13 protein-coding genes are annotated in these 14,520 nt (G+C 70.9%); 8 read left to right on the top strand and 5 right to left on the bottom strand.

The features are described from left to right. Positions 1-64: 64 nt before the first annotated feature. Positions 65-1,198, bottom strand: a complete 1,134-nt coding sequence (dapC, locus tag ACFVW8_RS34615) for a succinyldiaminopimelate transaminase (protein WP_389697191.1) — start codon at positions 1,196-1,198, stop codon at positions 65-67. A 107-nt stretch (positions 1,199-1,305) separates the two neighbouring features. Then, positions 1,306-1,626, bottom strand: coding sequence for a ferredoxin (fdxA, locus tag ACFVW8_RS34610; RefSeq protein ID WP_018956287.1), 321 nt, complete (start codon positions 1,624-1,626; stop codon positions 1,306-1,308). A 117-nt stretch (positions 1,627-1,743) separates the two neighbouring features. Here fdxA and ACFVW8_RS34605 point away from each other — a divergent pair, with 117 nt between their 5' ends. Beyond that, on the top strand, positions 1,744-2,745 hold the full coding sequence (locus ACFVW8_RS34605; protein WP_389697189.1) for a GNAT family N-acetyltransferase: 1,002 nt from the start codon (positions 1,744-1,746) through the stop codon (positions 2,743-2,745). Positions 2,746-2,747: 2 nt separating this feature from the next. Then, the gene (locus ACFVW8_RS34600; protein WP_389697187.1) at positions 2,748-3,587 is read left to right on the top strand and encodes a transglutaminase-like domain-containing protein; all 840 of its coding nucleotides are present in this window, start codon (positions 2,748-2,750) and stop codon (positions 3,585-3,587) included. A 50-nt stretch (positions 3,588-3,637) separates the two neighbouring features. On the opposite strand, the gene ACFVW8_RS34595 is transcribed toward ACFVW8_RS34600, so the two are convergent. Next, on the bottom strand, positions 3,638-5,656 hold the full coding sequence (locus ACFVW8_RS34595) for a GTP-binding protein (protein WP_389697185.1): 2,019 nt from the start codon (positions 5,654-5,656) through the stop codon (positions 3,638-3,640). Between the two features lie 406 nt (positions 5,657-6,062). Between ACFVW8_RS34595 and ACFVW8_RS34590 the strand changes: the two genes are divergently transcribed. The 3 genes from ACFVW8_RS34590 to thrS all read left to right on the top strand — a co-directional run bounded on the left by ACFVW8_RS34590 (position 6,063) and on the right by thrS (position 9,148). Beyond that, positions 6,063-6,803, top strand: coding sequence for a hypothetical protein (locus ACFVW8_RS34590; protein WP_389697183.1), 741 nt, complete (start codon positions 6,063-6,065; stop codon positions 6,801-6,803). 196 nt (positions 6,804-6,999) lie between these two features. After that, a complete protein-coding gene (locus ACFVW8_RS34585; protein WP_389697181.1) occupies positions 7,000-7,713 on the top strand; it encodes a class F sortase in 714 nt (237 codons plus the stop codon). A gap of 214 nt (positions 7,714-7,927) precedes the next feature. Next, on the top strand, positions 7,928-9,148 hold the full coding sequence (gene thrS / locus ACFVW8_RS34580; RefSeq protein ID WP_389697179.1) for a threonine--tRNA ligase: 1,221 nt from the start codon (positions 7,928-7,930) through the stop codon (positions 9,146-9,148). Here thrS and ACFVW8_RS34575 read toward each other — a convergent pair. After that, positions 9,145-10,347, bottom strand: coding sequence for an MFS transporter (locus ACFVW8_RS34575; protein ID WP_389697177.1), 1,203 nt, complete (start codon positions 10,345-10,347; stop codon positions 9,145-9,147). The two genes, thrS and ACFVW8_RS34575, sit on opposite strands and share 4 nt — an antisense overlap. Before the next feature lie 83 nt (positions 10,348-10,430). Here ACFVW8_RS34575 and ACFVW8_RS34570 point away from each other — a divergent pair, with 83 nt between their 5' ends. Together ACFVW8_RS34570 and ACFVW8_RS34565 are read left to right on the top strand one after the other, a co-directional pair. Further along, positions 10,431-11,009: a sugar O-acetyltransferase gene (locus ACFVW8_RS34570; RefSeq protein ID WP_389697175.1), complete on the top strand. Its 579-nt coding sequence runs from the start codon at positions 10,431-10,433 to the stop codon at positions 11,007-11,009. 14 nt (positions 11,010-11,023) lie between these two features. Continuing rightward, entirely contained in the window at positions 11,024-11,581 is a 558-nt protein-coding gene (locus ACFVW8_RS34565) for a TetR/AcrR family transcriptional regulator (protein WP_389697173.1), read from the top strand. A gap of 54 nt (positions 11,582-11,635) precedes the next feature. Here the strand turns inward: ACFVW8_RS34565 and ACFVW8_RS34560 are convergent, their stop codons facing one another. Continuing rightward, positions 11,636-12,274: a class I SAM-dependent DNA methyltransferase gene (locus ACFVW8_RS34560; protein WP_389697171.1), complete on the bottom strand. Its 639-nt coding sequence runs from the start codon at positions 12,272-12,274 to the stop codon at positions 11,636-11,638. A gap of 297 nt (positions 12,275-12,571) precedes the next feature. Between ACFVW8_RS34560 and ACFVW8_RS34555 the strand changes: the two genes are divergently transcribed. Then, positions 12,572-14,371 (top strand): coagulation factor 5/8 type domain-containing protein, encoded by a 1,800-nt coding sequence (locus tag ACFVW8_RS34555; protein ID WP_389697169.1) that lies wholly within the window; start codon positions 12,572-12,574, stop codon positions 14,369-14,371. The last annotated feature ends 149 nt before the right edge of the window (positions 14,372-14,520 follow it).

Raw genomic sequence — 14,520 nt, 5'->3', positions numbered from 1 at the left:
CCTGAGGAGTGCGCACTCCTCAGGCCCCCACGCGTCTGTCATCGGGGCGGACACGCCCTGCAGATCAGCCCAGCCGCTTGACCGCCGCCGCCACCCGCTCGTCCGTGGCCGTGAACGCCACGCGCACGAAGCGGTCGCCGGCCGGTCCGTAGAAGTCACCCGGCGCCACCAGGATGCCCAGCTCCGCCAGGTACGCCACGGTGTCCCAGCACGGCTCGTCGCGGGTCGCCCACAGGTAGAGGCTCGCCTCGCTGTGCTCGATCCGGAAGCCGTGGGCCTCCAGCGCCGTGCGCAGGGCGGCACGCCGGGCCGCGTAACGGGTGCGCTGCTCGGCCACGTGCGCATCGTCGCCGAGTGCCGCGACTGCCGCCGCCTGGACCGGTGCCGGCGTCATCATTCCGCCGTGCTTGCGGATCTGCAGCAGCTCGCCCAGGACGGCCGCGTCGCCCGCGATGAAGGCGGCCCGGTACCCGGCCAGGTTGGAGCGCTTGGAGAGCGAGTGCACGGCGACGACGCCTTCGTACGTACCACCGCAGACGTCCGGGTGGAGCACCGAGACCGGTTCGGCCTCCCAGCCCAGCTCCAGGTAGCACTCGTCGCTGAAGATCAGCACGTCGTGCTCGCGCGCCCAGCTGACGATCCGGGTCAGCTCGTCCTTGGGGAGCACCTTGCCGGTCGGGTTGGACGGCGAGTTGAGCCAGAGGAGCTTCAGCCCCTGCGGGTCCAGCTCGGTCGGGTCGTCGTACGCGACGGGCTCGGCGCCGCAGAGCCGGGCACCGACCTCGTAGGTCGGGTAGGCGAGCCGCGGGTAGGCGACCTTGTCGCCCGGCCCGAGGCCCAGCTGGGTCGGCAGCCAGGCCACCAGCTCCTTGGAGCCGACGACGGGCAGCACGTTCTCGTGTGCCACCGAGACCGCGCCGAGCCGGCGCTCCACCCAGCCGGTGAGGGCGTCGCGCAGCTCGGTGGTCCCCCACACCGTCGGGTAGCCGGGGCTGTCCGCCGCGGCGACCAGCGCCTGCTGGATCAGCTCGGGGACCGGGTCGACGGGCGTGCCGACGGACAGGTCCACGATGCCGTCCGGGTGGCTCCCGGCCGTCGACTTGTGGGGCGCGAGCTTGTCCCAGGGGAAGACCGGGAGGCGGGAGGAGACTGCTGCGGACACGGATCTCTGCTTTCTCGTACGGGGTTCTTGGCGCATGACACGCCGGGGGCGCACAAACGCCTCGGTCCCGCACGGTGACGAGCCGTACGGGACCGGGGGACGCACGTAGGGTCTGTCCGCCGGACAGGCCCCGCCGGACGCTGCTACTGGTTCTGCGGCGGCAGCGCTGCGATGAACGCGTGGTCGCGCTCGATCAGACCCAGCTTGGAAGCACCACCCGGCGAACCGAGGTCGTCGAAGAACTCGACGTTGGCCTTGTAGTAGTCCTTCCACTCCTCCGGGGTGTCGTCCTCGTAGAAGATCGCCTCGACCGGGCAGACCGGCTCGCAGGCTCCACAGTCGACGCACTCGTCCGGGTGGATGTACAAGGACCGCTGGCCCTCATAGATACAGTCGACGGGGCACTCTTCGATGCAGGCCTTGTCCTTTACGTCGACACAAGGCTGCGCGATGACGTAGGTCACGCTGTCGTTCCTCCTCGGTAGGGCGTTGGCTCTCGCGCGGGAGCGCGGCGTCGTCGATGCCCGCACCTAGTATCTCCGTTCCCGGGCACGATCCGAACAGGAGGGGCGGACAGAGCTGTGGAATTCACCATCGGCGGACGGCTGGAGATCCGGATCACACCGGCTGACGTGGGCAAACGGGTATCAGTCCGGCGCTTGCTCAAGGACGGTCCGGGTGGCCCGAAATTCACTGACACGGTTGGCGTTCTCACATCGTGGGACAGCGGTGTGGTGTCTGTCACAAAGAAGAGTGGTGAATCCGTCCGCATCGTGGAATCGGCCCTGGTGGCGGGCAAGGTCGTCCCGTCCGCACCGCCCCGCCACCGCGGCCCGGCGGCCTCTTTCGGTGAACTCGCCCCGGTGTGTGCGCGTGCCTGGCAGCCGGTGGAGAGCGAACCGCTGGGCGACTGGCTGCTCCGCGCCGCCGGTGGCTTCACCCGGCGCGCCAACTCCGTGCTGCCGCTCGGCGATCCGGGCGTGCCGCTCGACGACGCGCTCGCACGGGTCGGGCAGTGGTACGCCGACCGGGGGCTGCCGCCCTGCGTCCAGACCTCGACCGGCGGCGATGGCACCCAGGAGGAGCTGTGCGCCGCGCTGGAGGAGCGCGGATGGCGGCGTGAGGTGACGGCGGAGGTACGGATCGCCGCGACGGCCCCGATCGGTGATCTGGCGGCCGAGGTCTCGCGGGTGCGGCTGAGCCGCACACCGGACGCGGCGTGGCTCTCCCGCTACCAGCGCTTCGAGAGGCCGGGTCCAGAGGTGCAGGCGGTGCTGGGCAGCGGTCCCTCGGTCTGGTTCGCGACCGTGCCGGGCGATGACGGCGAGGCCGCGCCCGCCGCTATCGGGCGGTGCGTGGTGGACGGGCGATGGGCCGGCTTCATGGCCGTCGAGGTGGCTCCCGAGCACCGCCGCCGGGGACTCGCCACCACAGTGATGACCGCGCTGGCCCGGCAGGCGATGGACGAGGGCGCGTCGGCGGCCTGGCTCCAGGTGGAGGCGGACAACGAGGGCGCCCGTGCCCTGTACGACGGGATGGGCTTCACCACCCACCACCGCTACCACCACTTCCGGCCGGCGTAGCGATGGCCCCCGAGAGGCCTGACAAGGACGCGATCCGCCGCCGGTTCGCCGAGGAGGCGCGGGCCGAACGGCCGGATCTGGCGCTGCTCTGCCTGCTGCTGGCGGCGGAGGCGGACCCGGCACTGGACGCGAACGGCACGGACGCGGCGCAGATCGAGCTGGACCGGCTCGCGGGCCGGCTGCCGTACGGGCTGCGCGGTGGCCGCGCCTGGGCCTCGGCGCTGGCCGGACTGCTCGGTGAGCGGTACGGGTTCGAGGGTTCGTCGGCGGATTACCAGCGCCTTGAGTCCTCGTTGCTGCACGAGGTGCTGCGGCGCAGGCGCGGGCTGCCGATCCTGCTGTCGGTGGTGTGGATCGAGGTGGCGCGGCGGGCGGGCGCCCCGGTCTACGGGGTGGCGCTGCCGGGCCATTTCGTGGTCGGGTTCGGCGATCCGGCGGAGCGGGTGCTGGCCGATCCGTTCGCCGGTGGCCGTCCGCTGACGGGCCAGGACGCGGAACTGCTGGTGACGGGCGCGACCGGCGAGCCGCTCGAGCCGTCGATGCTGGTGCCCGCGCAGCCGCTGGAGACGGTACAGCGGATCCTGAACAACATCCGGGCCTGGGCGGCGGCCCGCCCGGAGCGCACGGATGTGGCGCTGTGGGCGGTGGAGCTGTCCCTGCTCCTGCCGTCGCACCCGGCCCGGCTGCGGTACGAGCGGGCCCAGCTGCTGGTCCGCGGCGGGGAGTTCCTGCGCGGGGCGGCGGAGATGGAGGAGTACGCGGATGTGCTCGCGGACGTCGAGCCGGAGGCCGCGGAGGCGGTCCGGCGCAGCGCGCGGGCCGCTCGGGCGCGGCTGAACTGAGAAGGGGCCGGCCCCCCCGGCCCCCTCGGCACGGCCCACCGGCCGGCCGCTCAGCCGCCGGCCGGGCCCGAGCCGCGCAATACCGTCTGCAGCAGGTACTCCTTCCGATTGAGCGGATTGTGGTCGGTGCGGGAGCGCTGCGGGAGGCTGCCGACGACCGGCCGGTGGGAGGCGAACATGGACTCCAGCACTCCTTCGCCCCGGGTCAGCGACGGGAGCCGCTGCTGCAGTTCATGCACCCTGGCCGCCGGGATCTCGCCCTCCAGCACACAGAGTGCGCCGTCCGGAGCCGGGGTGCCGGGGACCGCGGTCAGGTGGGCGAGGACCGGCAGGAGCGGGCCGAGGGCGTCCGCGGGGAGCTCCAGCCGGAAGTGGTGCATCGGCTCGTACACCGTGGTGCCGGCCTGCTGGAGTGCGGCCATCAGGACCAGCGGGGTGAGGCTGCGGAAGTCCCCGGCCGTGCTCGACATGGACTTGTCGAAGACGGCGTGCGAGTGGCTCTGGCGCGGCCAGTAGCCGGAGTGCGTCATGGTGACGGTGCAGTCGGTCACCTGCCATCCGTACAGGCCCTGGCCAAGCGTCTCGAAGACGGTCTCCTCGACCGCTCGCATCAGTGAGTACGGCATGGAGCCGAGCTCCACCCCCAGCCGGTACTCCACCCCGCTGCCGGCCGGGGCCGGATCGACGCGCAGACCGACCGTCGCCAGGAAGGGATTGTCGTCCTTGTCGATGATCTCGAATGCGGCACCGGTGCCGGCCGGCCGTTCCAGACAGATGGTCGTGGTCTCGCGGAAGGTGACGTCGATTCCGAATTCCTCCGCGAGCGTCGCCTGGATGACTTCTTTCTGCACTTCGCCGTAGAGGGAGACGGAGACCTCCTTCCGGATGTCGTCCTGGCGCAGATCGATCAGCGGATCCTGTTCGGCGAGTTGCGCGAGGGCGAAATGCAGTTCGCCCCTGGACGCGGGCGGTGCGGGCACCACCACGGATTCCAGTGTCGGCGGGGCGAAATGGTGCTCCTCCACGGCTTTCCGCGCGACGCCGACCGCATCACCGATCCGGATGTCTCCGAGTCCCCTGAGCTTCGCGATGCGTCCGGGTCCGACCGATGCGCTGCGGATGTCCTCGCCTTCGGAGAAGACACTGATCCCGGTCACCTTGCCCTCGTCGGCGGCGGCCGTCGCCGGCCCGAACGGCAGCCGGTCGCGGGTGCGTACGGTCCCGGAGAACATCCGGACGTACGCGAGCTTCTCACCCGCAGCGCCGCGTTCGACCTTGAAGACGGTGCCGGAGACCGGACCGTCCGCATCGCCCCGCGCCGCCGGCAACAGCTCCTTGATCCCCCTGGTCAGCGCGGCGATTCCGGCGCCCGTCACGGCCGAGCCGAAGTACACCGGGTGGACGAGCGCCCGTCCGGTCTGCGCCACGAACTCCTCGTGGAGCCGGCCGGGCGCGATCGGCTCCCCGCCCTCGACGTACTCGGCCAGCAGGGCGTCGTCGTGCTCGGTGAGCAGGTCGGTCAGCCGGCCGGTGAGCCCGGGGTCGTCGGCGGCGTACTCCGGGCAGTCCGCGTCCCGGGTGCCGAGGCCCGTGACGGCCGGGCCCATCGCGACGGCGTCCGGAGTGAGCTTCTCCGCGATATTCCGCAGCACCGGCGCGTACCGGGCTCCGGCGCGGTCGGTCTTGTTGACGAAGACGAGCGTCGGGATGCGCAGCCGCTGGAGCGTCCGCATCAGGACGCGGGTCTGCGCCTGGACACCCTCCACGGCGGAGACGACCAGCACGGCACCGTCGAGCACGCTCAGCACCCGCTCCACCTCGGCGATGAAGTCCGGGTGACCGGGGGTGTCGATCAGGTTGACGGTGACGTCGTCGACGGCGAACGAGACGACCGCGGACTTGATCGTGATGCCGCGCCGCCGTTCGAGGGCGAGGGAGTCCGTCCGGGTGTTCCCGTCGTCCACGCGGCCGAGCTCGTCGATGATTCCGGCGGTGTGGAGCAGCCGCTCGGTCAGGCTGGTCTTACCGGCGTCGACATGCGCCAGAATGCCAAGATTCAGCGTGTGCACAGAACTCCATGTTCTCAGTTTCGGTGTGAATTCCCGTCTGAACGAACATGTGAGGTCGGCGCATGAATGACTCCTGGTTCTGTCGTGTGATGCGGCGAGTACAACAGCCGGCCGGCCGGCGGTGCAACCCAATTACCGGCGCGCGGGGCCGGCTCCGGTGCGGTGAAAGCCCGTCAGTGAACAGCCGATGCGGCGCAAGTCCAAACCTCTCCCCGGCGCGGCGTGCCGTCCAACGGGTGATTATCCGTTCCCGGCCACTCGATGGGCCCATGCCTTAGCTCCAATGCGGCGCTCTCCGATGGCGCGCCCCCGCGTTCCGGCTGACGGTGGATCACGTAGCCACTGCGCCACTACGAGTAGACAACCCGTCACTCCTCGCAGTCGCGACGAAAGGAAATGTGTTCAGATGCGCTCTGCCCGCACACTGTTCGCTTCGGCCGCCGTCACGGCGGTCCTCACGATCACAGCCCCCTCTGCCTATGCCATGACCGTCTCCGGCGACTGGGAGCACGACAGCGGCTCGTCCTCCAGCAGCGAGCACGGGAAGTCCGACGAGGGCGGCAAGTACAAGGACAAGCCCAACGGCGGCGTCCACACCGGCGGCGGCGCCCTGGCCAAGACCGTTGCCGGGGACGAGCACGGCAAGTCGGACGACGAGGGCTGGAAGAAGGACAAGCCCCACGGCGGTGTCCACACCGGTGGCGGCGCGCTGTCGATGACGGTCGCCAAGGAGTGGCAGCCCGGCAGCGACGAGGGCGGCAAGTACAAGGACAAGCCGAGCGGCGGCGTCCACACCGGCGGCGGCGCCCTGTCCTCCACGGTCGCCAAGGAATGGCAGCCCGGCAGCGACGAAGGCGGCAAGTACAAGGACAAGCCGAGCGGCGGCGTCCACACCGGCGGCGGCGCCCTCTCCTCCACGGTCGCCAAGGAATGGCAGCCCAGCAGCGACGAAGGCGGCTCGTCGGCGAAGTCCGATGACGAGGGCTGGAAGAAGGACAAGCCCAGCGGTGGCATGCACACCGGTGGCGGCGCGATGGCCATGACCGGCAGCGGTCTGGCGGCCGGTTCGCTGCTGCTGCTCGGTGGAGTCGGCGTCGGCGCGTACAAGCTGCGTCGCCGTCAGGCGACGGGCGGCGCGATGGCCTGACCCGACCGCACTGCCGGCCGGTCGCTCCACTGTCGCGGCCGCCGTCCCTCCGGGCGGCGGCCGCGGCGCCTTCGTTTTCCCCCCGCACCCGACCCCGCACCCGTACCCGCACCCGTCGCACCGCACCACGCATCCACGTCCATGCCCCACCGCACCCCCGCCACCGCTGTCCCGCGCAGACGAAAGGCTCGTTCCCATGGCCGCCCCGCAGTCGCCCGGTTCCCCCTCCTCCCGGACTGCCTCCGACACCATCACGCTCGGCCGTGCCCTGCTCTGGCCCGCCGCAGCGGCCGGCCTCGGCATGCTCCTCATCTACAACTCCATCGGCGACCCGGCCGACGACAAACCACCCGCCCCACCCGCGGCGGCCGCGCCCGCCGTCCCGGCCCCCGCGCCCGCGTCGGCCTCCGCCACGCCGAAGCCCGCGGCCCCCGGGCCCGCCCTGCCCCGCTCCGTGCCGAAGCGCCTGCGGATCCCGGCCATCGCGGTGGACGCGCCGTTCACCCCCTTGTCGATCGGCAGCTCGGGCCGGCTGGACGCCCCTCCCCCGAACGACAAGAACCTGGCCGGCTGGTTCAAGGACGGTGTGACGCCCGGCGAGCGCGGGGCGGCGATCGTGGCGGGCCATGTGGACACCACGACCGGACCGGCGGTCTTCCTCCAGCTGCGGTTCCTGCGGCCGGGCGCCACGGTCGACATCACCCGCACGGACGGCACGGTGGCCACGTTCAAGGTCGACACCGTCGAGACGTTCAGCAAGGCGAAGTTCCCCGACAAGCGGGTCTACGCCGATACCCCGGACGCCCAGTTGCGCCTGATCACCTGCGGCGGCAACTACGACAAGAAGGTCAAGGACTACGAGGACAACGTGGTCGTGTTCGCCCACCTCGACTCGTCCAAGAAGGGCTGACCAGGGTGTCCGAGCGGCCCCGCCCGAAATTCGCGAGCGGTATCACGGGGCCGCTGCTAGCGTCCCCCGTATGAAGCGCGCTGCTGTGATGACGACGACGCCGGAGAGTGTCCCGGCGCGCTGACTGCTGAGCTGAACAGTCCGAAGCCCCGGGGCGAGTGCCCCGGGGCTTCTGCTTGCGGTGACTCGCCCCTCCGTATGCGAGGAGACCGCCATGCACGACCACCGCCGGCTCGGCCGCGAGCTGGAGCTGTTCGACACCGACCCGCTGATCGGCGCGGGCCTTCCGTACTGGCTTCCCGACGGCGCGGCGCTGCGGCACACCCTGGAGGAGTACATCCGCACCGCCGAGCGGCGGGCGGGCTACCGGCACGTGTACTCGCCGGTGCTCGGCAAGCGCGAGCTGTACGAGATCTCGGGGCACTGGTCGCACTACAGCGACGACATGTTCCCGCCGATGGATCTCGGCGGCGAACAGGTGGTCCTGCGTCCCAGCCTGTGCCCGCACCACGCGGTGATCTACCGCTCCCGCTCGCACAGCTACCGCGAACTGCCGCTGCGGATGGCCGAGCTGGGCGGCATGTACCGCTCCGAGCTCTCCGGGGTGCTCGGCGGGCTGACCCGGGTGCGGGCCATCCAGCTGAACGACGCGCACATCTTCTGCACCCTGGACCAGGTCGCCGAGGAGGCGCGGGCCGCGCTCGACATGATCCGCCGGGCGTACGAGGCCCTCGGTATCCGCCCGGCCCGCTTCCGGCTCTCCCTGCCGGGGCCGGGCGGGAAGTACGTCGCCGCGCCGGAGATGTGGCGGCGCTCCACCGCGCTGCTGACCGAGGTCCTGGACCGTTCGGGGGCGGCGTACGAGTCCGCCGAGGGCGAGGCCGCGTTCTACGGACCGAAGATCGACGTCCAGGTCGCCGATCCGGCAGGCCGCGAGTCGACCCTGTCCACCGTCCAGGTCGACTTCCACCAGCCGGAACAGTTCGATCTGCACTACATCGGCGCGGACGGGGCGAAACACCGGCCGGTCATGGTGCACCGCAGCATCATCGGCAGTGTGGAGCGGGCCGTCGCCCACCTCATCGAGCAGCACGGCGGCGCCTTCCCGGGCTGGCTCTCCCCCACCCAGGTGGTGATCCTCCCGGTCTCGGACGCCGAACTGCCGAACGCCGAGGACATCGCCCGCCGTTGCGCCGGGCTCGGGCTGCGCGCCGAGGTGGTCGGGCGGGAGCGCGGCAGCCTGGGCGCCCGGATCCGGGAGGCCCGTCTCGTCCCGTACCAGGCGGTCGTCGGCGCCGCGGAGGCCGCCGACGGCCGGGTGGCGCTGCGGCTGCGCGACGGCCGCCGGCTCGACCCGTTGCCGGCCGACGAGGCGCTCGCCCGGATCGGTGCGCTGACCGCGGCGCACAGCACCGCCCTGTGGGAGACCTCCTAGGAAGTGACCGGCGCTGCCTGCGTGCCGGTGCGGCGGCCGGACCCGAGCGCTCCGGCCAGGGTCGAGGCGACGATCAGCAGGGCGAGGACGACGGTCATCGTGAGCCGGAGTCCGATGTGGTCGGCGAGGAAGCCGAGCGCGGGCGGGCCGACGAGGAAGGCGACATAGCCCGCGGTGGAGACCGCGCCGACCCGGGCCGCCGCGTCGCGCGGGTGGTCACCCGCCGCGGACACGGTGACCGGGAAACCGAGCGAGGCACCCAGCCCCCACAGCACCGTGGCGGCGCCCGCCATCACCGGGCTCGGCGCGACGATCACCACCGCCAGGCCCAGCGCGGCGATGACCGCGCTGATCCGGACGACCTGGGCAGGACCGAAGCGCTTCAGGAGGGGGCCGCCGGCGAAGCGGCCCAATGTCATCGAGGAGGCGAAGACCAGGAAGGTCAGCGAGCCGGCGGTGGCGCTCACCTCGTAGCCGTCCACCATGAGCAGCGGCAGCCAGTCGTTGGCGGCCCCCTCCGCGAAGGCCATGGCCAGCACGATCACCCCGATGAGGACGAGCCGCCGGTCCCGCCACACCGCGAACTGGCCCCGCCACCCGCCCGGCCCGCCGGTGCCGGCCGTCTCCTTGCCCGTGCCGTGCGGGATCGCGAGGACGGCCCGGACCGCCGCGGCGGTTATCAGCACCGCGACGACCGTCAGGTGCCATCCGACGGGGAAGTCAGCCGCGGTCAGCCCCATCCCCAGCAGCGCCCCGACCACGGTGCCGAGGCTGAAGCAGCCGTGCAGCACCGGCAGTACGGGCCGGCCGGTCACGCTCTCGATGGCCGCGCCCTCGATGTTGAAGGCGACCTCGGCGAGTCCCATCCCGCCGCCGAACAAGGCCAGTCCGCAGAAGACCCCGCCCGCGAGCGACAGGCTCGTGCCCGCCGCGACGACCAGCAGCCCGGCGACGATCAGCGAGGCGCCGACGCTGATCGTCGCCCGGCCCCCGTAACGGCGTACGAGCGGGCCGGAGGCCGTGACGCCGGCCATCGAACCGGTGGACAGCCCGAACAGCACCAGGCCCATCGAGCCGGTGGACACATCGAGGCCGTCCCGGACGGCCGGGGTGCGGGCCACCCAGGACGCCATGCCGGTGCCGGCGGCCAGCATGAAGAGGAACAGGGCGGTGCGCCAGCGGCGGGTTGCGGCATCCATGGCAGCGGGGCCTCAGCAGACGGGTCGAGGAAGGTGTGCAACAGGAGCGTACGATCGTACGCCCTGAGTGTACGATCGTACGCATGACGGACCACTTCGCGGGAGACCCCCGTACCAACCATGAGCGGATGCTGGCCGGAGACCTCTACATCTCCGACGACCCGGACATCGCGAAGGCCCAGCAGCGTGCCGTGCGCCTCGCCGCCCGGTACCTCGCGGCGTACACCGAGGACGCCGACGCCGCGCAGCCCCTCGTCGCCGAACTCCTCGGCGGGGTCGGCGCGGGCGCGCACATCAGGCCGCCGCTGTACGTCGACTACGGCACGTACATCACGGTCGGCGAGGACACGTTCATCAACTACAACCTGACCGCGCTGGACGTCGCTCCCATCACCATCGGGCGCGACTGCCAGATCGGGCCGAACGTACAGTTGCTCACCCCCACCCACCCGGTGGAGCCGGAGCCGCGCCGCGACAAGCTGGAGGCGGCCAAGCCGATCACGATCGGCGACAATGTCTGGCTGGGCGGCGGAGCTATCGTGCTCGCCGGGGTGACCATCGGGGACAACAGCGTCATCGGCGCCGGAGCCGTCGTCACGAAGGACGTGCCCGCCAACGTGGTCGCCGTGGGCAATCCGGCCCGGGTGATCCGCTCGATCTAGGCAAGGGAAGCACCGTGGCGACCGGCAGGAACGACCCCGAGCGGCGGGAGCGCATCATCGCCGCCGCGCTCGACCTGATCGCGGAGGAGGGGGTCGCCGGGACGTCGCACCGCAAGGTCGCCGCCCGCGCCGGGGTGCCGCTCGGTTCGATGACGTATCACTTCGGTGGCATGGACGAGCTGCTGCGGGAGGCGTTCATCCGCTTCTCCAGCAGCATCGTCGCCGTCTTCGAGGAGCGCCTCGGCGCGGCGGGCACACCCGAGGAGGCACGGGAGGCCGTCGCCGATCTCGTCCACCACCTGTCCAGCGGGAACCAGCGCGAGCTGGTCCTCACCCACGAGCTCTACACGCTCGCGGCCAGGAAGCCCGCCTACCGCGAGCTGACCCGGGAATGGATGCGCCGGAGCCGCCGTGCACTGGAGTGGCACTTCGACCCGGCGACGGCCCGGCAGCTCGATGCGCTGATCGAGGGGCTCTCCATCCACCGCGCGCTGGAGACCGAACCGCACGAGCGCGCCCTGACCGTCGAGGCGATCGCCCGCATCACGAAGGGCACAAGCGGGAGTGTCTGACCCGCGGTCCAAGTCCCCTGGCCGGCACCCCACCTGACCAAGGTGCCGGCCAGGTCATTTCCGTGCAGCGCCCGCCAGGCACGCCCAGGGCCACCTCGTCCCCTCACCCCGCATCCGTGCGGTGGCGGTGAATCCGGCGCGGGCCAGCAGCGCGTCGACCCGGTCGGGCGACAGCAGATGGATGTCGTAGGAGACTCCGTCGTCGCGCTTGCGCCCCGTGTACGGCTGGTCGTCGCCCGCATGGAACCCCAGCAGCAGCCGTCCGCCCGGGGCCAGTACCCGGTGGAACTCGGCGAAGAGCTCCGGCAGCAGCTCCGGAGGCGTGTGGAGGATCGACCACCAGGCGATGACACCGCCCAGCTCACCGTCCGGCAGGTCGAGCGCGCTCATCGAACCCACCTCGAACCGCAGACCGGGATGGGCCCGGCGGGCGACGTCCACCATCCGCGGCGACAGGTCCACACCGAACGCGCGGGCACCGAGGGCGTCCAGATGGGCGGTCACATGACCGGGCCCGCAGCCGAGATCGGCAACCGGCAGGCCGCCGTCGGCCCGCACCTCCTCGACGAACCCCCCGATCATCGCGCGCCCCCACACGTCCTGCGCGAAGGCGCCCCTCACTCGCTCGGCATACTCCTCGGCCACGGTGTCGTAGTAGGCCCGGGTCGCTGTCAGCAAGGGGAGTTCCGTCATGCCGCCCGACCCTAGGACACGAAGACCCGCTGCCGTCGGGCACCCGCTTCAACGGGGGGCGACGAACATCAACTCCTAAAGCCAACCGCACCCGGAACTGAGCGCAGAACGGGTCAATTGCCTTTCCCCTGCCGTTATTTGTTGCGCACAGGCGGATCGGTTGAGGCTCCTGTCGCACACCTCTTGACGTGTCCAGGGTAACGGCGGAACCATCAACTCCCGTCGGAGAGCGCTCTCTGGTCGCTCTCCGAAAAGCTCGTCGTGTCACCCGTACCACGACTCAGGAGACGTACGTCTATGCATGCTCCCCCCACCGAAACCCCCACAGCACCCACCGGCGCGCCCCGGCGTCGGCGCCGCACCCGGACGTTCGGGTTCGCCGCGTTCGCCGTCTCGCTCCTCATGGCCGTCCCCACGGCACAGAACGCCTTCGGCTCGGACGCACAGGCCATCGAGGGCGGCGGCGATCTCGGCCCGAACGTCATGGTGTTCGACCCCTCGACCCCCGACATCCAGGGCAAGGTCGACGAGGTCTTCAAGAAGCAGGAGTCGGCGCAGTTCGGTGACGGCCGCTACGCACTGATGTTCAAGCCGGGCACCTACGACAACATCAACGCGCAGATCGGCTTCTACACCTCGATCGCGGGTCTCGGGCTGAACCCGGACGACACCACGTTCAACGGTGATGTGACCGTCGACGCGGGCTGGTTCGACGGGAACGCCACGCAGAACTTCTGGCGTTCGGCGGAGAACCTGGCGCTCAACCCGGTGAGCGGCACCGACCGCTGGGCCGTCTCGCAGGCCGCTCCGTTCCGCCGGATGCACGTCAAGGGCGGGCTGAACCTGGCGCCCGACGGCTACGGCTGGGCGAGCGGGGGGTACATCGCCGACAGCAAGATCGACGGGGAGGTGGGCCCGTACTCGCAGCAGCAGTGGTACACCCGCGACAGCTCGGTCGGCGGCTGGGGCAACGGCGTCTGGAACATGACGTTCTCCGGTGTCGAGGGCGCCCCCGCCCAGAGCTTCCCCGAGCCGCCGTACACCACGCTGGAGAACACCCCGGTCTCCCGCGAGAAGCCCTTCCTGTACCTGGACGGCGACGACTACAAGGTCTTCGTCCCCGCAAAGCGCACCAATGCGCGGGGGACTTCGTGGGGCAACGGCACGCCGGAGGGCGAGTCGATCCCGCTGGACCAGTTCTACGTGGTCAAGCCCGGTGCGACCGCCGAGACGATCAACGCGGCGGTGGACCAGGGCCTGCACCTGCTGTTCACGCCCGGCGTCTACCACATCGACCAGACGATCAACATCGACCGTGCCGACACGGTGGCGCTCGGCCTGGGTATGGCCACCATCGTCCCGGACAACGGGGTCACGGCCATCAAGGTCGGTGACGTGGACGGCGTGAAGCTCGCCGGACTGCTCGTCGACGCCGGTGCCACCAACTCCGAGTCGCTGATCGAGGTCGGTACGAAGGGTTCGACCACGAGCCACGCGGACAACCCGACGTCGCTCCAGGACGTGTTCGCCCGCGTCGGCGGCGCGGGAGCCGGCAAGGCCACCACCGCCATGGTGATCAACAGCAACGACACGATCATCGACCACACCTGGCTGTGGCGCGCGGACCACGGCGACGGGGTCGGCTGGGAGACCAACCGGTCCGACTACGGCCTCCAGGTCAACGGGGACAACGTCCTGGCGACCGGGCTCTTCGTCGAGCACTTCAACAAGTACGACGTGCGATGGTCCGGCGAGAACGGCAAGACGATCTTCTTCCAGAACGAGAAGTCGTACGACGCGCCGAACCAGGACGCCGTCCAGAACGGTGACATCAAGGGGTTCGCGGCCTACAAGGTCGACGACTCCGTCACCACCCACGAGGGCTGGGGACTGGGCAGTTACTGCTACTACAACGTGGACCCGACGATCGTTCAGGGCCACGGCTTCGAGGCTCCGGTGAAGCCCGGGGTCAAGTTCCACGACCTGCTCGTCGTCTCGCTCGGCGGCCAGGGCCAGTACGATCACGTCATCAACGACACGGGCTCGCCCACGTCGGGGACGGACACCGTCCCGTCACAGGTGGTCTCCTTCCCGTAGGGCAGGACCGCGCCGGGGGGCCGGGTCGCCGAGAGGCGGGCCCGCCCCCCCCAGTGGGCCCGGCCCCGGTACTTTGGACCCGCGTTTAGCCCCCGCCGCCACCCCCGCGCCCCCCACCAAGTCGTTATAAATTAAGTGTAATTAAAAAA

Origin of the sequence: Streptomyces sp. NPDC058221 (assembly GCF_042882365.1) — a bacterium.
Taxonomy (GTDB): domain Bacteria; phylum Actinomycetota; class Actinomycetes; order Streptomycetales; family Streptomycetaceae; genus Streptomyces.
The sequence above is the reverse complement of the archived record's forward strand: the minus strand, read 5'-3'. Positions and strand labels throughout refer to the sequence as shown.